Origin of the sequence: Bradyrhizobium sp. 154, assembly GCF_023073875.1 — a bacterium.
Classification (GTDB): Bacteria; Pseudomonadota; Alphaproteobacteria; order Rhizobiales; family Xanthobacteraceae; genus Bradyrhizobium.
The window spans coordinates 1-21,104 of record NZ_JADPKG010000036.1 but is presented as its reverse complement, the minus strand read 5'-3'; the positions used below and the strand labels follow the sequence as shown (position 1 = coordinate 21,104).

The 21,104-nt window shown below is 59.4% G+C and carries 21 protein-coding genes and 2 pseudogenes; 16 read left to right on the top strand and 7 right to left on the bottom strand.

What is annotated here, in order from left to right; all coding sequences use genetic code 11:
* Positions 1–98: pseudogene (locus IVA92_RS08230) on the bottom strand (IS3 family transposase); the annotation flags it as partial.
* A gap of 220 nt (positions 99–318) precedes the next feature.
* Between IVA92_RS08230 and IVA92_RS08225 the strand changes: the two are divergent.
* From IVA92_RS08225 to IVA92_RS08210, 4 genes are all read left to right on the top strand, one after another.
* Positions 319–1,785: a carbohydrate porin gene (locus IVA92_RS08225; RefSeq protein WP_247276077.1), complete on the top strand. Its 1,467-nt coding sequence runs from the start codon at positions 319–321 to the stop codon at positions 1,783–1,785.
* A 408-nt stretch (positions 1,786–2,193) separates the two neighbouring features.
* Positions 2,194–3,465, top strand: coding sequence for a sulfite dehydrogenase (soxC, locus tag IVA92_RS08220; RefSeq protein WP_247276076.1), 1,272 nt, complete (start codon positions 2,194–2,196; stop codon positions 3,463–3,465).
* Entirely contained in the window at positions 3,452–3,991 is a 540-nt protein-coding gene (locus IVA92_RS08215; RefSeq protein ID WP_247276075.1) for a cytochrome c, read from the top strand. Before soxC ends, IVA92_RS08215 begins: the two co-directional genes overlap by 14 nt.
* A gap of 444 nt (positions 3,992–4,435) precedes the next feature.
* Positions 4,436–5,269: a DUF5996 family protein gene (locus IVA92_RS08210; protein ID WP_346015489.1), complete on the top strand. Its 834-nt coding sequence runs from the start codon at positions 4,436–4,438 to the stop codon at positions 5,267–5,269.
* An 83-nt stretch (positions 5,270–5,352) separates the two neighbouring features.
* On the opposite strand, the gene IVA92_RS08205 is transcribed toward IVA92_RS08210, so the two are convergent.
* Together IVA92_RS08205 and IVA92_RS08200 are read right to left on the bottom strand one after the other, a co-directional pair.
* Positions 5,353–5,748 carry a hypothetical protein gene (locus IVA92_RS08205; protein WP_247276078.1) on the bottom strand — a complete coding sequence of 132 codons (396 nt, stop codon included), beginning with the start codon at positions 5,746–5,748 and terminating at the stop codon, positions 5,353–5,355.
* A pseudogene (locus IVA92_RS08200) lies at positions 5,747–6,007 on the bottom strand (ABC transporter substrate-binding protein); the annotation flags it as partial. The pseudogene IVA92_RS08200 and the gene IVA92_RS08205, both read right to left, overlap by 2 nt.
* Before the next feature lie 487 nt (positions 6,008–6,494).
* Here IVA92_RS08200 and IVA92_RS08195 point away from each other — a divergent pair.
* Positions 6,495–8,603 carry a methyl-accepting chemotaxis protein gene (locus IVA92_RS08195; protein ID WP_247276074.1) on the top strand — a complete coding sequence of 703 codons (2,109 nt, stop codon included), beginning with the start codon at positions 6,495–6,497 and terminating at the stop codon, positions 8,601–8,603.
* Positions 8,604–8,811: 208 nt separating this feature from the next.
* Positions 8,812–8,958 (top strand): hypothetical protein, encoded by a 147-nt coding sequence (locus IVA92_RS08190; RefSeq protein ID WP_247276073.1) that lies wholly within the window; start codon positions 8,812–8,814, stop codon positions 8,956–8,958.
* Positions 8,959–9,186: 228 nt separating this feature from the next.
* Here IVA92_RS08190 and IVA92_RS08185 read toward each other — a convergent pair whose 3' ends face one another.
* Positions 9,187–9,366 carry a hypothetical protein gene (locus tag IVA92_RS08185; RefSeq protein WP_247276072.1) on the bottom strand — a complete coding sequence of 60 codons (180 nt, stop codon included), beginning with the start codon at positions 9,364–9,366 and terminating at the stop codon, positions 9,187–9,189.
* Between the two features lie 39 nt (positions 9,367–9,405).
* Positions 9,406–9,600 carry a hypothetical protein gene (locus tag IVA92_RS08180; RefSeq protein ID WP_247276071.1) on the bottom strand — a complete coding sequence of 65 codons (195 nt, stop codon included), beginning with the start codon at positions 9,598–9,600 and terminating at the stop codon, positions 9,406–9,408.
* 418 nt (positions 9,601–10,018) lie between these two features.
* On the opposite strand from IVA92_RS08180, the gene IVA92_RS08175 reads away from it, so the two are divergent.
* Positions 10,019–10,324: a response regulator gene (locus tag IVA92_RS08175; RefSeq protein ID WP_247276070.1), complete on the top strand. Its 306-nt coding sequence runs from the start codon at positions 10,019–10,021 to the stop codon at positions 10,322–10,324.
* A 1,192-nt stretch (positions 10,325–11,516) separates the two neighbouring features.
* Here the strand turns inward: IVA92_RS08175 and IVA92_RS08170 are convergent.
* Positions 11,517–12,026, bottom strand: a complete 510-nt coding sequence (locus IVA92_RS08170) for a septal ring lytic transglycosylase RlpA family protein (protein ID WP_247276069.1) — start codon at positions 12,024–12,026, stop codon at positions 11,517–11,519.
* Between the two features lie 527 nt (positions 12,027–12,553).
* Here IVA92_RS08170 and IVA92_RS35740 point away from each other — a divergent pair.
* From IVA92_RS35740 to IVA92_RS35970, 3 genes are read left to right on the top strand one after another with little or no spacing between them, the layout of a single operon-like run.
* A complete protein-coding gene (locus IVA92_RS35740; RefSeq protein WP_247276068.1) occupies positions 12,554–13,039 on the top strand; it encodes a GreA/GreB family elongation factor in 486 nt (161 codons plus the stop codon).
* 16 nt (positions 13,040–13,055) lie between these two features.
* Positions 13,056–13,337, top strand: coding sequence for a hypothetical protein (locus IVA92_RS08160; RefSeq protein WP_346015577.1), 282 nt, complete (start codon positions 13,056–13,058; stop codon positions 13,335–13,337).
* The gene (locus IVA92_RS35970) at positions 13,304–13,468 is read left to right on the top strand and encodes a GreA/GreB family elongation factor (protein WP_346015528.1); all 165 of its coding nucleotides are present in this window, start codon (positions 13,304–13,306) and stop codon (positions 13,466–13,468) included. Before IVA92_RS08160 ends, IVA92_RS35970 begins: the two co-directional genes overlap by 34 nt.
* Positions 13,469–13,736: 268 nt before the next feature.
* Here IVA92_RS35970 and IVA92_RS08155 read toward each other — a convergent pair whose 3' ends face one another.
* The gene (locus IVA92_RS08155; RefSeq protein ID WP_247276067.1) at positions 13,737–14,630 is read right to left on the bottom strand and encodes a hypothetical protein; all 894 of its coding nucleotides are present in this window, start codon (positions 14,628–14,630) and stop codon (positions 13,737–13,739) included.
* Between the two features lie 542 nt (positions 14,631–15,172).
* On the opposite strand from IVA92_RS08155, the gene IVA92_RS08150 reads away from it, so the two are divergent.
* From IVA92_RS08150 to IVA92_RS08125, 6 genes are all read left to right on the top strand, one after another.
* Complete coding sequence (locus IVA92_RS08150; protein ID WP_247276066.1) at positions 15,173–16,030, top strand: GNAT family N-acetyltransferase; 858 nt, start codon at positions 15,173–15,175, stop codon at positions 16,028–16,030.
* Positions 16,031–16,378: 348 nt separating this feature from the next.
* The gene (locus IVA92_RS08145; RefSeq protein ID WP_247276065.1) at positions 16,379–16,546 is read left to right on the top strand and encodes a hypothetical protein; all 168 of its coding nucleotides are present in this window, start codon (positions 16,379–16,381) and stop codon (positions 16,544–16,546) included.
* A gap of 222 nt (positions 16,547–16,768) precedes the next feature.
* Positions 16,769–17,176 (top strand): ABC transporter substrate binding protein, encoded by a 408-nt coding sequence (locus tag IVA92_RS35655; protein ID WP_253075218.1) that lies wholly within the window; start codon positions 16,769–16,771, stop codon positions 17,174–17,176.
* 1,237 nt (positions 17,177–18,413) lie between these two features.
* Entirely contained in the window at positions 18,414–19,223 is an 810-nt protein-coding gene (locus IVA92_RS35965; RefSeq protein WP_346015576.1) for a reverse transcriptase domain-containing protein, read from the top strand.
* A 436-nt stretch (positions 19,224–19,659) separates the two neighbouring features.
* Positions 19,660–20,730 carry an MBL fold metallo-hydrolase gene (locus IVA92_RS08130; RefSeq protein WP_247276064.1) on the top strand — a complete coding sequence of 357 codons (1,071 nt, stop codon included), beginning with the start codon at positions 19,660–19,662 and terminating at the stop codon, positions 20,728–20,730.
* Between the two features lie 111 nt (positions 20,731–20,841).
* Positions 20,842–21,104: transposase (locus IVA92_RS08125; protein WP_247534184.1), on the top strand; the 263-nt coding region annotated here is incomplete at its 3' end.

Genomic DNA, 21,104 nt, shown 5'->3' with positions numbered 1-21,104 from the left:
CGGACCGCGAGCCTCTCTTCCTGGTAGAGCCGGAACAGTTTCTTGTGGTTGACCAGATAGCCCTCCCGCCTGAGCAGAACATGCAGGCGCCGATAGCCGCCTCCAAAGTTTTAGAGGCGACATCGGTACGCGCTCCGTCTCGCGATGCGAAACGCTCTCAGAGATTTCATCGAGGACCGCGCGCAGCCGTATCGAACATGAATGCCCCCAAAAAGGGAAAGCCTCACTATAGCGGACTTTTCGCGCCCCGCGATTCAACAATGTTTGCGATTGGGGAGGCCAGTTTTCTGCCCCTTCTTTTTGGAAGACGTTTCGACTGTGGACTCGCTCTCGAAGATCGGGATATTCGTAGGCCCACCGTTGGGATCAGGAACTCGCGTGTCGAGACCCAGGCGAGCCTATAGGCAGGTAGCTCTTTCGATGTCGGTCGTCTTGCTTCTCGCAGCCGGTGCCGCGGCCCAGGAGGACAAGAAGACCGACGACGACAAGCCGGCCGATCCGGACACGGGTGAGAGCACGGTTGAGGAAAAGACGCTCGGCCTACTGCCCAATCCGCTGCAGAAGTACGGTGTGAAGTTCGCGGCCACTTACATCGGCGAGGTGCTTGGGAGTGCTTCCGGCGGCCTGAAGCAGGGCGCCATCTACGAAGGCCGCCTGAACCTCGCCGTGGATGTCGACCTGCAGAAGCTCGTTGGCATCGACAAGCTCACTTTTCACGCCAACATGTTCCAAATTCATGGCGACGGCCTGTCCCGGCGCAATCTTCAGAACTTCTTCGTCGTCAGCGGAATCGAGGCTTTACCGTCCACGCGTCTCTACGAAGCCTATTTCGAGAAGCAATGGGGCGCGAAGAGGGTCTCGCTCAAAGCCGGCCAGCTCGCCGCCGACAGCGAATTCTTCAACACGAAGTACACGGACGTGTTCACCAATGCCTCGATGGGGTGGCCCGCGATCACGTCGCTCGACCTTCCCAGCGGCGGACCATCGCCACCTTTGGCGGCCATGGGCGCAAGACTGCTGGTCAACGTGACCGACCAGCTTTCGCTTCTGGGCGGGATCTTCGACGGCGACCAGGCCGGACCCGGATCCGGCGACCCCCAGGAGCGCAATCGCTACGGCGTTAATTTCCGCGTCAATGATCCGCCGTTGCTGCTCGGTCAGATCGAGTACGCCTGGAACAACAAGAAGGGCGATCCCAACCTGACCGGCCAGATCAAGTTCGGCGGCTGGCGGCACTGCGGCTCTTTCCCCGATCAACAGCTCGCGTCGAACGGCGTCTCGCTCGCCGCTCCCGGTAGCAGCGGCGAGCCCCTATTGCTGGCAGGAGACTTCGGTGGGTGGGCGGTCTTCGAGCAACAGATCTACCGCGTGCCTCACAGCGACGATCGTGGGATCGGTGTCTTCGCAAGAGCCGCCGGCGCGCCCGCCGATCGCAACCTGATCGATCTCTACGCCGATGCCGGCGTCGAGTTCATCGGGCTTCGCGACGATCGGCCCGACGACAAGTTCGGCATCGCCGCGGGTTATGCTCATGTCTCCAAACGGGCGCAGGCTCTCGACGCGGACTACCGGACGTTGGTCAATCCGAATTGGCCAGTGCGAAGCTTCGAAGGTTTGCTGACGGCCGTTTACCAGTATCAGATCAAGGATGGCTGGACGCTGCAGCCGAATTTCCAATACATCGTCCATCCCGGAGGCGGGGCCGCGCTGCCCGCCGGCGCTCTGGCAGGTAAGTCTCTCAAGAACGCTTCGATCTTCGGCCTCCGAACGACGCTCAAATTCTAGGATGGAGAGATCATGACAAGTCCTCAAAGCTCCATGGCGATGGATGTCAGCTTGACCCGGCGAAGTCTCGGCAGAGCGCTAAAATTGTCGGATGATTGGGGTAAACCGGAAGCGAGCGGCCAAATGTCCGAACGGTGCTTTTGACCCATCTCGGACATCGGGGTCATTGGTTTTGTTTCTGCGACATCCTGGCCAATATGAACGTCTTTTGGATGGAGATGGGATCCTGTAATCTAGAGCTGCTTTTTTTTGAAACGAGACGTGCCGACGTCTCCGTTCGAGGCGAATGGCAGTGAAGAATGCCGTCGGCGGGCATTGCACTCTCAAAAGAACCGACCATTCTTTCTGCCGGTCACTGGCCGAGCACTCGCCGTGCGCACGGGCACCCGAAACGAGGGAGGGCCGCTGATGGTCAAGAAGACACATCCTGAACCAGGCGATCCGGTGGCGGGCAATGGAGTTCTAAGCCGCCGTATCTTTCTTGAAGGCGCGCTCATTGTTGGTGCGACGGGCGCGGGCCTGTCCTGCGGATCGGCAGAACCGCTTACGGTGCAGCCATGGATGAAGGTGCCGGGTCCGGGATTTGCGGGCTACGGCCAGCCCTCACCGTTCGAGAGCAAGGTCGTCAAAGTCTTTCCGCCTCCTCCCAATCCGGCCGGTGTCGGCGCATCACGCACGCCGTTGCACCTGCTCGAAGGAATGATCACGCCATCCGGGCTGCATTTCGAGCGTAGCCATTCCGGAATCCCAGAAATCGATCCCGATCAGCATCGGCTGGTGATCCATGGACTTGTGAAGCGGCCGCTTGTGTTTACGGTCGAAGCGCTGTCGCGCTATCCGATGCAATCACGCATCGCCTTCATCGAGTGTGGCGGCAACAGCCAGGCGCTCAACGCGCCTCAGGCGCAGCCGCTCAATGTAGCGGCTATTCACGGCCTGCTGGGTTGCGCGGAATGGACCGGCGTGCGGCTCTCCACGTTGCTCGACGAAGCTGGCATCGAACCTGAGGCGCGCTGGGTGATCGCCGAGGGCGCTGACGCTGCCGCTATGAGCCGCAGCATCCCGCTCACCAAAGCGGTGGATGATGCGCTGCTCTGTCTCTATCAGAACGGCGAGCGAGTGCGGCCTTCGAACGGCTATCCGGTGCGGTTGCTGCTGCCTGGTTTCGAGGGCAACATGAACGTGAAGTGGCTGCGCCGGCTCAAGCTGACTGCCGGCCCCGCCATGACCAAAGACGAAACATCGAAATACACGATCCTGCTCAAGGATGAAAAGGCCTGGCAGTTCGTGTTCCCGATCGAAGTAAAATCCGTCATCACGCGTCCGTCGCCGGGACTCGCGTTGAGGGGACCGGGGTTCTACGAGATTTCCGGGCTGGCCTGGTCGGGCAACGGCAGCATCCGGCAGGTCGACGTGTCGGCTGACGGCGGACGAAGCTGGGCGCCGGCAGCTTTGCAGGGCCCGATCCTACCAAAGGCGCCCGTGCGCTTCCGCGCAGCATGGCAATGGAATGGCGGTCCCGCCGTGCTGCAGAGTCGCGCCACCGACGACACGGGCATGGTGCAGCCAACGCGCGCGCAGTTTGCCGACGAGCGCGGCTTGCGTGGGGTCTACCACTACAACGCCATCGCAAGCTGGCGCATCGACGAGATGGGGGAGGCCAGCAATGTTTACGCTTAAAGCCGTTGCAGTCTGCGTATCTATGCTGACCATTGCACCGGCGGCCGTGGCCCAGGCCCCGCAGTTCGGGCAACCGATCGCGCTCGCCGACATCGCAGCGTGGGACATCAGCATCGGACCGGATGGCGCAGGTCTGCCGCTTGGTCGTGGCACCGCAATCGAGGGCGAAGCCATCTATGTAGCGAAATGTCAGGCCTGTCACGGCGAGAAGGGAATCAGCCCCAGTGTCGCGCTCGCTGGAGCGCTCGCCGGCGGCATGGGCACACTGGCGCCGGGCAAAACACCGATAAAGACGGTGGGAAGTTTCTGGCCCTATGCAACGACGCTGTTCGACTACATCCGCCGCGCCATGCCATTCCAAGAGTCGAAATCGCTCACGGCGGATGAACTCTACGCGGTATCGGCCTATATCCTCAATCTCAACGGGGTCGTCGGGTCGAACGATGTGATCGACGCGCAGTCGCTGCCCAAGGTGAGAATGCCGAACCGGGACGGGTTCATCCCGTTCCCGCGCAATCCGAAGTAGCTCGGGCCGACCTTGGTCCGCTCGGGCCCCTTCGCGACAGTTTGCGCAGGCGGAGACATGTCCGCAGTTGGGGGTAGACCCGAAGTCTCAGGCTGAGGGGCAAACCGGCGCGATTGACCCAAACCGGCCATTTCGCGCGGCGGCCCGGCCCAAAATAGCCTTTGGAAAACGCCCGGATCTCAACGAACTTGGCGACACTGATCCCAGGAGTCTCTCCGACTTGCTGCTTTGTTTTTCGCTGCAAACGCAATGCCTGTCACCTTCAAGGCTCATATGTGAAACAACGATACCAGCGCCTCGTCCGTGCGACCAAACACAAAGGAGGAAACGTTATGAGCGCGATCTGGCCGGAAATCCCCTTCGAGGCATGGTGCGAAACCTGTTCCGCGCTTCATTTGTATTGCCAAGTTGTCGGCAAGTATCGGCTCGCGAGGGACGCCGTGGGTGAACCATTCATGGCACGCGACTTTCTACGTGAATGCTCGCGGGCTCACGACTTCGCTGGTTCCAGACGCCTCTGGTATCGAGATCACCTTCGATCTCTCCCGTCATATCGTGATCGGAGAGGCCTCTGACGGGCACCGGGTTGAAATGGCGCTCGGGCCGATGTCCGTCGCCGACTTTAACGCCCGGTTCTGTGAGTTGGTGGGACGTCTCGGCGGTACACCGGAATTCGACGACCGGCCCAATGAAGTCCCCAATCCGATCCCCTTCCGGGACGACCGCCAGATCCGACCCTATGATGCAGACGCGGCGACGCGGTTCTTCAGGGCCCTGATTGCGATCGACCGTGTGTTTCATCGGTTTCGGACGGGCTTCACCGGAAAGGTCAGTCCGGTCCATCTCTTTTGGGGCAGCTTCGATCTCGCGGTGACGCGCTTCTCCGGACGTCCTGCTCCGCTTCACCCCGGGGGGGTACCGGGTTTACCGGACGAAGTGACGCGCGAGGCCTACAGTGATGAAGTCTCATCCGCCGGCTTCTGGCCGGGCGGAGGCGGCACAGACTTTGCGGCTTTCTACTCCTATGCCTATCCCACTCCGAACGGCTTTGCCGATGAACAGATTTTGCCGACGGCCGCATATTTCGATCCGAAGCTCGGAGAATATCTCCTGGCCTACGACATTGTGACGAAGTCGAGCGATCCCGAGGCGACGCTCATGTCGTTTCTGGAAAGCACCTATCGGGCGGCAGCCGATGTCGGACGCTGGGATCGTGCCGCGCTCGAATGTCCGATTGGTCACCCCCTTCGGCCCCGCCCTCTGGACAGGAAGAGATGAAGTTCGGCGAGCCTTCTCCTTGATCAAGCAGAGCACCTTAAGCGCGACGAAGAGCCATTACGCTGTGCCGGCGGGGCTGCTCGTCAAACGCGAATTTCTGTCGACCATTGGCCCTCAATGGTGGGCGCCGCCCGACTCGGATCTCCCTTGATGTCCGCTTTCAACGCGCCGCTTGCGGTCCAATCGGTCGGATCCACAACCCGAAGAAGAATGCCGCCTAGCAAGGCGCAGAGCGCCGCCACTTGCAACACTGTGCGTAGTGCGCGTTCGAACGCTGCCGTTGCGGCTTCGGTGATGCCGGCTTGTCCGGCCAGTATTGCATTCAGCGCTCCGTTGGCTTGTGCCCGCGGCGCACCGGCTAGATGATACGAAAAGCTGGCGAACAAAACGGCGCCAAGCGCCGCGACTGCAAAGAGACCTGCCACCCGGGCGACCGCGTTGTTGACGCCTGAAACGACCCCGGCGTGGACGTCGCCCACCGAACTGCTTGGCCTGCTGGGTCGACAGCACCGCGTCGTGGCCCCAGTTGACGTTGATCAGCACGTCGGCGCCGGAATTCGCGACGTTCAGAAGATATGAGGAGTAGTCAGGCGCACCGAGCGGCGCCACCTGGTTGGTCACGGTGGTCCAGCCGGCGGTCGCAAGGAAGTCCTGCATCGACTTGGTGACGGTGTGACCGTAGGTGTAGTCCGGCGTGAGATACGAAGCCTTCTTGCCCTTGCCGAACTCCTTGACCAAGTAGACATTCCGACTTCCGCTTCCGGGCCCTAAGCTGAACAACGGAAAAGCCGCCGCCCGAAGCCGGAGTTGAGTTCTTGTTCCGATCTGTGGGCAAGCCTGCGGTTCGGCAACGATGATGATGAGACAGGTTGTCGCAATCTTGCTCGCTCTCAGTTTCCATAAATCGGTTTGACTGACAGTCTTGGTCTCAGTTTTTGGGCTGCGCGCGCATTCCGCGGCCGAGTCAGCGAAAAATTTGCGAGGAGTGCGCGACCTGAGTTTCAGATGATACCGCTCAAAGTAAAAATTTTTGCGCGCACAAGGAATATGAGGGTCAATTTCTTAACCCGCTCATAGGGAATTGTCGTCACCATCGATCACACGCTGAAGTAGACGCTCGAGAAGCGTGCGTTGCGGTCGTAATCCAGTGAGCTCGCCGCTGCGCCGACCAGGCGCGTCACCTACTGACCTTTTTTAGGGGTCCGAGGACCCGCGGAGTGTTGCCATGCCTTTCCAATTCAAACTTCGTATTCATGGGCGACTGATTTCGGGTTTTTTTGCTGTGTGCGCGATCATCGCGCTTTCTGTCGGATACACGGTGTTTGCCGTCGGCGGGATTTCCACGACTGTCGATCGCATGGTGAACCTGCGCACACCCGTCGCGCTCGCGAGCACAGAGCTGGTTGGTAATCTCTATTCGACACTGGCGACATTGCGTGGCTATCTCTTGACGGGAAATCCGCAAGGCAGGCTCGATCGGGCCGCGATGTGGAAGGAAATGGATGCCACAGTTGCTGGTTTCGATGAGAAGGCTGTACATTTTACCAACCCTGAGAACAGCCGAAAATGGACCGAGGCTAAGGCCCTGCTCGCAGAATTCAGAGCTGCCCAGGACAAGGCCGAAGCTGTCGCGTTCACTTCCGAGGCATATCCAGCAACTAAGCTACTGGTGACCGAAGCCGGCCCGCGCGCCGAAACAATCTTTTCCGAGATCACCAAGATGATCAACGACGAGGAAGGCCTGGAGGCGACGGCGGAGCGGAAGAGACTGCTGAAAGCCATGGCAGACACGCGGGGCAATTTTGCCGCCGCGACCGCTCAACTTCGCATGTACCTCTTGTCGGGTGAAAAGCACGACAAGGAAAAATTCTTCAAACCCTGGGAGCTCTTCGACAACGGCTATACCGCGGTGAGTGCGAAGAAGAACCTGCTCACGCCGTCTCAGCTGCTCTCTTTCGAGAAGATCACGAAGGCGCGGGGCGAATTTGTCCCCCTTTATGAGAAGATGTTCGCCTTCAGGGAGTCCGCGGACTGGAACGCGCCTGTGCATATTCTCGTAGCGGAAGCGGCGCCGCGGGCGTTGAAGATTCTCGACCTGCTTGACGGGCCGAAGGGTGCCGACGGCACCCGCTCTGGAGGCATCAAGATGAACCAGAACAGGATGCTGGCCGAGGAAAGCCACCAGGTGCAGACGAGTATATCGTTCCTGAAGCTGGTCCTCTGGGGCTTGCTTGCGGCAGGACTGGGCCTCGGCGCCACCATTGCGCTGCTCACTGCTGGCGCGATCGCGCGCCCGATCCAGGGGATGACCGCCGCCATGGGCAGGCTTGCGGGAGGCGATACGTCCACCGCGATCCCCGGTCTGGGCCGGGCTGATGAGGTGGGCGAGATGGCCGAGGCGGTTCAGGTTTTCAAGGACAATATGATTGAAACCGACCGGCTGCGTGCCGTACAGGCGCAATCGGAGGCTCGTGCCGCCGCCCAGCGCAAGACTGACATGCAACAACTCGCTGGCCGGTTCGAGGCTGCGGTCGGAGAGATCATCGAGACGCTGTCGTCATCCTCGACCGAACTCGAGGCGGCCGCCAAGACTCTGAGCAGGACGGCCGAGAGCACCCAGCAGCGCTCCGGCATGGTCGTCGCGGCTTCAGAGGAAGCCTCGACCAACGTTCAATCGGTTGCTTCCGCGACCGAAGAGATGAGTTCATCAGTCACTGAAATCAGTCGCCAGGTGCAGGACGCAGCCAGGATTGCCGGCGCGGCAGTGGACCAGGCACAGAAAACCAACGATCGTGTCAACAAGCTGTCACAGGCGGCAACCCGCATTGGCGACGTGGTCGAACTGATCAATACGATCGCAGGACAGACTAACCTTTTGGCGCTGAACGCGACGATCGAAGCGGCGCGGGCCGGCGAGGCCGGACGCGGCTTCGCTGTCGTTGCTTCCGAAGTCAAGGCGCTCGCCGAACAGACCGCGAAGGCGACTGGGGAGATCAGTCATCAGATCACCGATATACAGGCGGCCACCCAGGATTCCGTCGTCGCGATCAAGGAAATCAGCGGCACGATCAGCCGGATCTCGGAAATTTCCTCCGCAATCGCATCCGCGGTCGAGGAACAGGGCGCGGCCACGCAAGAGATATCGCGCAACATCCAGCAGGCTGCGCAAGGTACCCATGAGGTCGCCTCCAATATCACGGAGGTGCAGCAGGGAGCCACGGAAACCGGTTCAGCCTCATGTCAGGTGCTCGCTTCGGCGCAAACGTTGTCAAACGACAGCGCGAGGTTAAAGACAGAGGTCGAGAAGTTCCTGACCACCGTACGCGCAGCTTGAGGTGCCTCTATGACAAGCACCTCAACATCAGCGAGTTACGCTGGCGTGGTCGCAGCCACAATCCGTGATGGGGCCTCCGAGTGGGCGGCTGCCAACATCATCCCGCTGCCATTCAGTCGAGAGCGGTACCTGATTGTCCAGACCAGAACGGACTGCGAATTGCTGCGACGGAACGTCAATGTCGTTATCGAGTGCCTTAGAGCTCTCAATGGCCTACTTGAAGGTGTGGATGACAGGTCGATACGTTGAGGAATCTCAATCTCAGGTGGCGCGGCTGAACGAGCTGCTCGTGCTTCGGCTTGATCAGCTAACCGCCGCGGATCGCTTGCTGCAGGAGATGCTCCCTTACACCTGACCAGGACAGATTGTGCGGCACAATGGGCGCGTACGTTCGTCTTTCGACACCTCGATCTAGGTCTCGATAACATCGTGCCCCGTCGCGCGGAGCGCCGCAAGGAGACCGCTCGGCACCGCATACAGGAATAGGCGACGCGAACGAGATTACTTGATGCCAGGTAGCCCGCCGTCGCGAAGTCGCGCTTTACTGACCATGGCATCCTCGATCATGGATGCCAGCGCACCTTTATAGCTCGGGTTGGGCGCTAGAGACTGCCGCAGCAATGGCGCGCTCGACCTCTGAAGCCAACACGCTCAGGTGATCGGCAAGCCTCGCGAACAATTCTCTTTTTTGCAGGTCTATGACATCGCTGATCGATTTGCAGTCGGCGGCATCGTTGCGGAGCTTCTTGAACTGCTCATGCATCTCCCTCATCTTCTGTGTGCCCCGTCGGCACCCTCTGTTTCATTCAGTCGAGTTGATGGAGGTGTACTTGAGCTCCCGCCGATCCATTTCCGAACGGAGCAACTTTGCATAGTTGCGCAGATTGTCGCCAGCAATGCGGGAGCGGCGGCCATTCGAGCGATCAGCCAACACTTGTCGTTGCACACTTTCCCAAAGAGACAATAAGGTCTGATCTTTCGAGCTTGAAAAGGTCATCCACAGGCCCTCATTAATTGGCCGCGCCGATTGTACCGCGTAGGTCGTGGGCCGGATTGTTCGGTTGCCGACATTGCAGTGGTGAAGCCAAGCGCTCGTTGCACATTGGTCACACCTTCTGTAGGTTGCGGATGTAATGGTAGCTGACAAGAAATAGCGCGATGATCCCGGTGTAAGCGTAGGAACCGAGTACGTGGGTAAAATTCATGCCGCGTCTGCTATCGCGTGGCCCATACAGGCACTGAAGGGATCTCTCGGCTGAAGCCCCGAGTGCGAAGCTCTCATCCGTCAGGCAGACAAGCTGCTGTTCGAATCGTCGAACGAGAACGGATCGGTCCGTCTCCAGCGATCTACCAAGCCGTTAACGGCGGTTAACGTAAAAATCTGCAGCGAGTCTGGCGAAGGCACGAGCATTCGCATGTATTTTCCTCGCTATCATGGTGCCGTGCAACCTACCATCGAAAGTGACGACCAACCCCTAGCGAAAAGCGAACCAACAGAGACGATCCTCGTCGTTGAGGACGACCCTGACCTCAGGACCTACGTCGCAGACGTATTGCGGGATCTCAACTATCGAGTTTTATCGGCCGGTACGGCGCAAGCTGCGCTGACCATCCTTTTACAACAAGATGAGCAGGTGAATCTGCTCCTCACAGACGTCGTGATGCCCGGCATAAACGGCCGTGAATTGGGCCGACGAGCGACAGATAAGACCAGAGCTTAAAATACTTTACATGACGGGTTATTCTCGAAATGCGGTCGTCCACCAAGGGCGGCTCGATGAAGGCGTTGATCTTCTGGAAAAGCCGGTTACCCAAGCGAAGTTGGCTCTCAAAGTTCGCGAAATGCTGGATCGGTCTGGCTCCTCTGTCTTGACCTAAGCCACTCGGGAGGCGCGTCTGTCACAACGCCGGGCACTTCAACCAATATCGGCGGTTTCGGCCAGCCCTTGAGGCCATAGAGCGGCACTGCGAGGAGGCCGCCACAGCTCGCGCAGACCACTTCATCTAGCTCAAGCAACCGGGCATCTACGCCACACCATCGGGCCATGCCAGACCGCGACAAAGAGCCTGTAAGGAAGCCAAGCCGTCTTGGTTGGACGAGGCGCGGCGCATCATCGACGAGTACGGCGCCGACCTGCGGAGGATCACCAGAAGCTGCGTCGTAAGCTGAACTAGGGCCTCAGGTTGGCGACTCCTTCCAGCCACGTGTACTTCCGCTGTTGGCCCTTAGCGTCGAACCTCAATCCTCGCCTTGGCGTCGGCTCTTTGGGGTAGACCGGACGTGTTTGCCGTCATGGCCTATCGACGCTCGTGACCCTAACCGCAAGTCATTGCTCAGAGCAAAAACAGTTGATAGCAGCTTGCCGTCGGTCAAGCGGCCATGATGGGCGGACGGGTTGTGGCCCGTCCTGGCCATCATCAATGATTGCATTCCGTAAAGCTCGGGTTAATCTTACCTAATTCCCGCAGCGAGTTTTCAACAAACGGCCCCGCGCTAGCGCGAGCATGTAATGTCGGGTTTTGGAAGCGAAGCAGAAATCAGATGCTCCTTCCGAGCTTATCGGTGATGGCCCGATGCGGTCGTTGCTGGATGCAGACTCCAGGGACATCCAAACAGCTCGAATCTTAGGCGGGCTAAGCAAACTGTGGGCGTTCGCCGACATCCTGAAGCGTCACGCCTTCAATGACGATCGGCTTTAAGGCGATCGTGTTCGAAGCTCACGCAACCAACGCGGTTAACAACTGCAGCCGTTTCAGCACGAAGCGGCCACAGTGCTTCCGCCTCAGCACGAAGTGGCTGTCGGCAAAGGCGCCCTATCCTGTCAGCACAGCGTTCTGCTCGCGTCAGCTGCCGAGGCGAATCGCCCACTGACAGCCGCACACGACTGTTGCCACATAGAGCGCGGCGCTTACCTAAAGGACCTCTACTCGAACTTGTGCCACACCTCGATCAGTAATTCCTAAGCCGCGTGCAGCGCCAAGGGAGAGGTCCAGCACGCGGTCGCGAATCCACGGTCCGCGGTCTGCAATCCGAACTATGACCGACCTGCTACTCGCAATGTCGGTGACGCGAACCCGAGTTCCGAAGGGAAGACTTCGATGGGCCGCCGTCATTTCATCGCGATTGTAGAGCGACCCGCTCGCTGTTTTACCCTTTGTATAAGAATAGAAGGACGCTTTTCCGGTGAAGGCTTTATTGAACGATTTGGAAGGCCGGAGATCGTCTGGCGTCCGCGTCCATAGTGGCCCTGCCTGAATATCCTCAGGAGGACTTTGTTTTTGCTCCTTCTCTTCAGGAGCAGGTTCAGCATGTGCCTTCGGAATAATAGACCATCTATCGTCGAAGTTTTGTGCTGAAGCATACGGAGACTGCAAGCAAGCAGATAAGGACGCGATCGCGATTCTTGCAAACAGAAGACGCATGATCAACTCCACTCACTGACAAAAAACAACGAATCAATGATTTTTAACAAGCGGCGTTCCCGAGCGTGCAGAGCAGCATACAACGGAACAGCGTCATCAATTTGGGGGTGATTTTTTGGGTAGGTCGGAACTACTCTGTGGCGCAGATTATGCGCCGAGCGTCATCCGTAGCTGCCTCGCCCGACCATCCAACGACCGTCTGCTTTCAGGTGGAGAGCGGATTCGTGAAGTCTCTTCACTCCAGCATGTGATCCAAACGGACATCACTAATCCTTACAACTCTCTCCCGACGTGTGTGCTCTATAGTCGCGTTACATGGACAGCGGAAGGTCCTATGGTGGCCGCGACATGATCCACGTCCTCGACATCGATCCGCGCAATGCGCGGCGTTGCCTGCACGCCGGACGGCTCCAAGCAGGAGCTTAGCCGGACGGTAGTTGGTGCCGTCCGGATTATCCCCTTCCTTCATCAAACAGATTTGGTGTGTGGCTCTTGCGCGAGGAGAAGCCCAAACAAGGAGGCATGTCGTGAACAAACCCTTTTTCCCGAACGTGACTCTTCCGGCGTCTGACCATCGCCGCTTGGAACGGCTCGCGCAGGCGGGCGCGGATCAAGGCGACGTGGACGCACGTTTTCTGTTGCGTGAGATCAACCGTGCGGAAGTCGTCCCTGATCGCGCAGCCAGATTGGACAGCATCGTTACCATGGGTTCGTGGGTGACGTTCTGGATCACTTGGGGCTTCCCCCGCGAGACAAGGCAACTGGTGTACTCCGAAGACTACACGTCCGAGCGAACCCAAATCCCCGTGATGTCGCCGTTGGGTGCAGCGTTGGTCGGGCTGAAGGTCGGAAGCGAAATTCCCTTCTTCACCGCTGGGCGCACCAACGTCGTCAAGATCGAACGCGTCAGCCGAGGTGATCCGAATGATGTTGTCAGGGTTCTGTTTAGCAATCCGGAGGTCAAGGGCAAGAAGCTCTTTGATGACAATGATCCGGGACCATCGGCCGCTTAGGAAAGGAGAGAAGGTAATGAGCAAGACTAATCGCAAAGGCAAACCTGAAATCGTGTTGCCGCCCATCGCTGTGATAGAGGATGAGGCGAGGCGTCTCAACGCTCTGGCCAGTTCGAGCGCGGTGCTCTTCCCGCGCGTGGCCCATTTCCTTGCACAGGAGATAGAGCATGCAAGCGTGGTGGCGGACAATTCCGATCTGCGCGGCGTAGTCCGCATGGGCTCGCAGGTCCGGTACTGCGATGACAAGACCGTGAAGTCCGGGACGTGGTATTGGTTTATCCCCACGAAGCGGACATAACGCTGAAGCGCGTCTCGGTTCTCACGCCGGTTGGAGCTGCGTTGATCGGCCTGTCGGTTGGCCAAGCCATCGAGTTTCAAACGCCGGGCAACAACAAGCGGTCCTTGACGGTGCTAGGCGTGTCCAACTGAAGGAGGCGTTGATATGCGCGACGTTTCAACCAGACAGGCCGCCTTTACAGTCATCGGTATCACCATCGTCTTGGCTGCCGTGTTCTATCTTGCGACCTTCTTCAAGGCTTGAAGGTCCAACCTCTGGGGGCGGCCCCTCTCGGTCTATGATCGAGCTGGGGCACCCCACTGCGCGTTGCCCGCGCGGTGAAACTCGGTCGTCCGTAGCCGAAGGAATTGCTTAATCGCCGTCGCCGGGTCGGCGCACATCGTAACCGCCAACTGGGAGCTAATGAATCACTGGCTCACCATAGAAACGGCGGTGCAGCTTTTCGCTGACGCCGAAGCTGATTTCCAAGATGAGGCGCGGCGCGCGTTTGGCCAGCGAACCCATATGGAATCCGAAGGGATCCTCGACAAAGCCGAAGCCTTCAGGCCCCGTCAGTTTCACGATTGCTTCGCGACCATAGGTCCGCTCGATTTCCTCGGAGGGGTGGCCGACCATGAGGGTGAACTGGTGTCGCAGAAGGCGCTGCCTGTGGCTGCCCACGACATAGACATGCGGGCCCGAATTTTCGTCTACCGCTTCGATGTAGAAGAAGGACTTGATCATCCTCCAATCATCGAGATCAAAATGAAACCGGTCCTGTGAGGCTAGATGGAGGTCGTAGTCTTTCGCGTTCTTGCTCGGAAAGCTCCACCAGAGCCGCGTCGCGGTGACGCGCGCCTCGCCTCCCAGATAGTTCTGGGCGATCTGCAACAATAGCGGATCCTGCTGGACGCGGCAGGCCGCTTCGCAATCCAGCACGCGTTCGAAGAAGTGACCTGTGACAATGGCCTTCCCGGTCGCAAGCTCGATCGGGCGATGTTCCTCGGCGACCAGCTCAATTTTGCGGTCGAAATTGCCGAAACAGGGCGTGCGTCGGGCAAAGGAAGAGATCTGCGACGTAATGTTTGCCGGAAGGCTGACGCCCTGAAATAGCCCGTCTCGCCGCAACTGCTCCGTCACATGCTCGGCGCTAAGTTCCGGGAAAAGCGTGTTCGTGAGATCGATGTGTTCCGGCGGAGCGGTAAACTTCCATGCGAGGTTGCGGAACAGCATCACGCGCCCCAGTGCAAACATCGGCAGCCATCGGGGATTTTCCTTGATGTCGGCTACATACGTCGGCAAACGTTTGAGCATTCGCTGAATCTTTGTGACCATTGCTTGGCCCGCTGTACGCATTACCATGGAACCATTACCTGGACCAATCTCCTTTGTTCCAAATTGGACCAAACCAGACGCGCTCTGCTATTCGGCGTGCACACGATTGACGCCCATCCAGCACGCCCGCCATCGCATCCAAGGAAACTAAACGGACCTGACGCGGGGCAGTCCGCTTCGGTGCGATTGACCCTGAGATATCAACCGTTCTGCTATCGCCAAAGCATCATCCACTTCGATGCCGAGCTAGAAAGTAGCCCCGCAGCTGCGACCCCGCGACGGCCGCTTCCGGGAGGTGAGCCGACCAAGGGTCTTGCAAGCTGCCGAGGGCTGCCTTTGACCCGACCCGGACAGTAGACCACAATTCGGAGGAACTCCTTCTTGGGTACTCTGAAGAAGACCGAGGCGGATAGGCAGCGAAGCTCTGGATAATCTACGCTGAGAGCAATAAGCTGCAGCTTGAAATCCCCGGAACTGTTGGCTCGGATAAGGCGTCAGAGCAATTCGCAGGGGAGGGACGAATGAGCATCGTGCTGCGACCAGGCGCGCCGTCGGATGCCACCGTTTGCGGCAAAATCTGCTTCGAAGCGTTCAGGGCGATTGACGACGAGCACAATTTCCCGTGGGATTTTCCGTCGGTGGAGGTGGCCACGCAGGTCCTGATGATGCTGCTGTCCAACCCGGGGTTCTACTCGCTTGTCGCCGAAAAGGACGGAAGGGTTGTCGGCAGCAACTTTCTCGATGAACGCGGACCGATTGCCGGACTCGGGCCGATCACAGTTGATCCGGCCTCACAGAACGCGACGATTGGGCGCCAATTGATGCAGGCTGCACGCGACCGCGCGCGCGATCGGCATGCGGCCGGGGTGAGGCTGCTGCAATCCGCATTTCACAATCGTTCTTTGTGTTTGTACGCCAAGCTCGGCTTTGACACCCGCGAGACGATCTCGAAAATGAACGGGGCGCCGCTGGGCGTCAGCTTGCCGGGGTACGACGTGCGTCCGGCCGGCGCGACCGATCTCGTGGCCTGCAACTTGTTATGTCATCGGGTTCACGGTCATGATCGTGGCGGCGAACTCGATGACGCGATTAATGCGGGAACGGCGCGGGTCGTCGTGCATCTCGGCCAGATCACTGCCTACGCGACGGATGTCGGGTTCTTCGCCCATGCCGTCGCCGAGAGCAACGAAGGTCTGAAGGCTCTGATCGGATCTGCTCCGGGCTTTCCCGGCGGCGGCTTTTTGGTGCCGACCCGAAATAGCGAACTATTCCGCTGGTGTCTGCAAAATGGCCTCCGACTAGTGCACCAGATGACCCTAATGACGACCGGCCTCTACAACGAGCCTAAGGGCTTTTATCTGCCCTCGGTGCTCTATTGAGCAAGGAGCCTCGGCCCCGCGCATCAGGCCGAGCTTCCGTCTTTGGCCCTAGCCGAACCGCACGTTAGCGGCGAGATAGTTAGCTCCTGAACGTGGACCGGAAATTGCTCACCCGCTCTTGATCAACGCTTTTGACCTGGACCAGACATCACCAACCTTTCGATACCATCATCTCAGCGGCTATGATGGCAAGCCGCGCGCTGCCGAAATCGGAAAATGACACGATCGGAGCGATCATGATTGGGCGCCGGTGTTTTATAAGTTTGATTAGGAGCGGCCATCGTTGTCGCGCCGCTCTCGATACGCGCGCAGCAGCCGGCCACACCGGTCATTGGATTCCTCAACAACTTGTCGCGTGCTGCGATCGCCCACCCCGTAGCCGCGTTCCGCGAGGGTCTGAAGGAAGCCGGCTTTATCGAAGGCCACAACCTCGTGATCGAATATCGCTGGGCCGAGAATCACAATGATCCTTGCCCGCGCTGGCTGCCGATCTGGTCCGGCGGCAGGTTGCGGTGATTGTAGCGACCGGCGGTGGCGCCTCGGCGCTAGCCGCAAAGGCTGCGACCACCACAATTCCGACCGTGTTTTCCTCAGCCACTGATCCTGTCGAGCTGGGCCTCGTTGTCAGGCTAAACCGACCCGGCGGAAACGCCGCCGGCGTTTATGTGATGACAACTCTTTGGAAGCCAAGCGGCTGGACCTGCTGCACGAACTGGTGCCAAACGCCGCGACATCGCCATGCTGGTCAATCCGGGCACCCCCGGCGCCGACAGCCAGTTGACGGAGGCGAAGACGGCTGCGCAAACCCTCGCGCGGAAGATTCACGTTCTAAGGGCACACAATGAGCCGGAACTTGACAGGGCCTTCGCGATGCTGGCCGAGCATCATGCCGACGCTCTCCTCGTCGCGGCCGATCCGTTCTTCAACGCTCACCGCCAGCAAATCGTCACAATGGCAGCGCGCTACGCCGTTCCCACAATCTACGAGTTCCGGGAGTTTGCCGTGGCCGGCGGCCTGATGAGCTACGGGATCAGTCTGGCCGACGCGTACCGGCAGGTTGGACTTTATACCGGCAAAATTCTTCAGGGCGCCAAGGCCGCCGACCTGCCGGTTATGCAGCCGACCAAATTCGAGTTGGTCATCTGAAGGCCGCGAAGGCGCTGGGCATCACTGTCTCGCCGATGCTGCTCGCCCGCGCCGACGAGGTGATCGATCAGGGGAGTTGTTGCTGTCGGTGCACGAGTCACTTGTGGCTCATCAGCGAAGAAGCGGCGCACCTCATCGAGGTCCGCTCAGTGAGGCATGGCGGACCAGATTTGCGAAGCGCCGGGAGACCGGCAAGGAGTAGAGAGTGCAAGTCTCTTACGATGAAGGAGTAGCGATCCACATCGGCCCCGAGTCATGCGCAGTTGCCCGCGAGGGTTTCGGCGAAGCGTTGACAGGGGGCGCATAGGCCAGCCATCGAGCCGCGAAAGAGTCCTATTCCGGGTGCCGACGCCGTGCAAGTAGCGGAAGGCAACACATCCAGGCGCGTCATCGCGAGCGCCAGGACGACCCGGCGTGGTCAGAGACCCTGGCATGTGCAGACGCTCCTTGCACGGGAACCGGGAGATCTCGCGATCGACCGCTCGGCAACAGCCGTCGGTCCGCATCGGGAAGGCGAGGAGCCGTAGCCGATGATGCACGGTCGCGAGAAGTCAGACTCTGCCATAGTAGCTGTGAAGCCGACGAACAACGCGGTCCCGACCGCAGCGGAGCCGGTGGGAGCCAAGGGCGGGGGTCAAGGGGAACGCGCGCCACCAAAGCACGCACCGGACACAGGGACGGGAGCGCGTGACACAGGCACTGGAGCGCGTACGGCAAGCCGCAAGACAACGGAAGAAGGAGAGGTTCACCGCACTCCTCCACCACATCAGCATCGACTGCCCGCGGATGGTGTTCTTCGCGCTCAAACGCGATGCCGCCTCTGGGGTGGACGGACTGAAGTAGCCGACCTACGAAGCAGACCTTGACCGAAACCTCACTGATCTGCATGAGCGGGTTAAACGGGGAGCATATCGGGCACTGCCATCACGCCGGACGTACATACCGAAGGCTGATGGAAGCAGCGTCCGCTGGCGGTTGCGGCACTCGAGGACAAGATCGTCCAGAGAGCGACCGCGGCCGTGCTGAACGCCATCTACGAGGAAGACTTCCTCGGGTTCAGCTACGGATTCCGACCCAAGCGAGGTCGGCACAATGCTTGCGCTGATCGTCGGGATCACGAGCAGGCGAGTGAACTTCATTTCTGACGCAGATGTGGCCTCGTTTTTGACTCAGTCAGCAAAGACAGGCTGGTGCGATTTGTGGCGATCTGCGCATTATCCGCCTGATCCAGAAGTGATTGAAGGCTGGTGTCCTAGAGAACGGGGTTGTCACGGTCAGTGAAAAGGGGACGGGGCAAGGGTCGGTCATCTCACCGCTGCTCGCCAACATCTACCTGCATTACGTGTTCGATCTCTGGGCCGCGCCCCGGCGACGGCACGAGGCCGCGGGCGACACGATCCTCATGCGGTATGCTGATGACATTGTCGTCGGCTTCGAGCACGAGGCGGACGCCCGGCGCTTCTGGGACGATATGAGCAAGCGGTTCGAGGAGTTCTCGCTGTCGCTCAATCCGGACAAGACCCGTCTGCTCGAGTTCGGCCGCTTCGCGGCAGAACGACGAGCTCATCGTGGGCTCGGAAAACCGGATACCTTCAACTTTCTTGGCTTTACCTTCATCTGTGAACGCAACAGCCGTGGGCAGTTCCTTGTCAAAAGAACAACGCGGCGCGATCGCATGCGGGCAACGCTCAGGAGGGTCAAGGAGGAATTGCGACGGCGCATGCACGAACCTATCCCCGAGCAAGGGGCTTGGCTCAAGCAAGTGGTCAGAGGCTTCTTCGCCTACCATGCCGTGCCGACCAACGGCCCTGCATTGAGAGCATTCTACTATCATGTGACGCGCATCTGGTTGCGCACGCTGCGGCGGCGCGGCCAGAAGGACCGCTTCTCATGGCAACGAATGCAAGGATTGGCCGCCGACCGGCTCCCCCAATCGCGTATCCTTCATCCGTATCCTGACAAGCGCTTCGCCGTCATGCACCCAAGGCAGGAGCCGTGTGCGGGAATTCCGCCTGCACGGAATTGGGCGGGGGGCGGTCAGCAATGACCGTCCCTAACGCGCTTCGGCTTGAGTTCTTCACATTTTGACTCGACTCGGACATTGGGACACTCGTTTGGGCCGAATTGTTTGTGCCGCGCTCGGGCTAATATGCAGTCTTTCCGCTGGGCGTGAAATCAGATAAACTTCTTTAGAGCTGCTCTTTGAGACGGGATGAGCCGACGTCTCCGTTAGATTTCGATGGGCAGCGGGGAATGCCGTCGGCGGGCATCGCACTCTCAATAAAGCCGACAATCTTTTTGTGCCGGTGTCTCACTGAGCACTCGCCGTGCGCACGGCCGGGTTCTTGCGGCGCTGGCCCAAGTGACCTGCCGCCACGCGAGCAGGGGAGGATTTCGTCATGTTCATTGGCACATGCAACTGTAATCCCCGAATCTTATCGATGTCGCGGCGCGGCTTGCTTTGCGCCGGCGGAGCGGGTTTCGTGACCGCATTGATCGGCACCCTGGCCAGCAGCTCACGAACCGCACAGGCCCAGGAGCTGGCCTCCAAGCCGCCGGAAGTGGATAGCGTCGCGGTGCGGATCGTCACGGACAACCAGATCATCAAATGGATCCCGACTGAGAAGCGAGACGGGCTGACCATCGAGCGGCGGCCGGGCGGCAATTTGAGCCCAGACGCACCACCGAGCGTGGACCTCGTCGCCGAGTGGGGACTATCAATGCACGCGGAGTCTCGGCGCGGCAACGAGGTACGGAATATTTTAGTCGACTTCGGCTATCAGCCGCAAACGCTCCTCAACAACATGTCTGTGCTCAAAATTGATCCCGCTCGCTTCGACGCATTGGTGCTGAGCCATGGCCATTACGATCATTTCGGTGGGCTGGTTGGCTTCCTCTCGGTGACCAAGGGGCGTCTCAAAAAGGGTCTGCCGTTCTTCGTCGGCGGCGAGGATTGCTTTTGCATGCGCCAGACCGCTGCTGGCCAGTATGGGGCGCTTGACCGAAAGGCAATCTTGGACGCGGACCTCTCGCTCATGATGGCTGAAGGGCCTGCCATCGTTGCTGACCATGCCTTCACCACCGGCAAGATCGCACAGGGCGGTTTCGAAAAACCGCTGCGGCCAAGCAGCGAGAAGGTCGGGATCGTCAACGGGTTCGGGTGTTTCGCGGACAAGGTTCCGGCAGCAAAGAACACCGGCAGCTTCATTCCCGATGACTTCGAGCACGAGATTGGAACGAACTTCGTCGTCAAAGGCAAAGGTCTCGTCGTGCTGACCTCCTGCAGTCATCGCGGTGTGATCAACACAATCAAGCAAGCGCAAGCCGCTTCCGGCATCCAGAAGGTGCACGCGGTCATTGGCGGCTTCCACATCGTGCCGCCCCTGACCGACGAGTACATTCGGCAAGTGATCGCAGCGTTCAAGGAGATCAATCCCGATTATCTGATTCCGGGGCATTGTGCCGGGGAACGATTCTACGACCTTGTGCGGGTCGAAATGCCCGACAAAGTAATCCACGCAGCGGTCGGAGCTCGCTTCATCTTCGGCGCATGATGTAATTCCAACCGCCGGGCCTGAATTGGCGATCATGTCCGCTGTTGACCCTGGCTGTGTAATAAGCCACGAGTGAGGTACGATTCCTCCGTTTCCTGATGGGGGGTACGGATGGGACGCTTCGTTGAAGGCGCGGACAGATCCCAGCTGACGCTCTTGCCGGAATGTCTGGAGGATTGGGTAAGCGAGGGCAACGCGGTCCATGTGATCGATGTGTTCGTCGAGGCGCTCGACCTGCATGGAATGGGGTTTGAGCGTGTGATCGCCAAGGAGAGGGGCCGGCCTTCCTACCATGCGGCAGTCCTTCTGAAGCTTTACATCTACGGTTATCTCAATCGGGTGCAGTCCAGTCGCCGCCTGGAACGTGAGGCGTG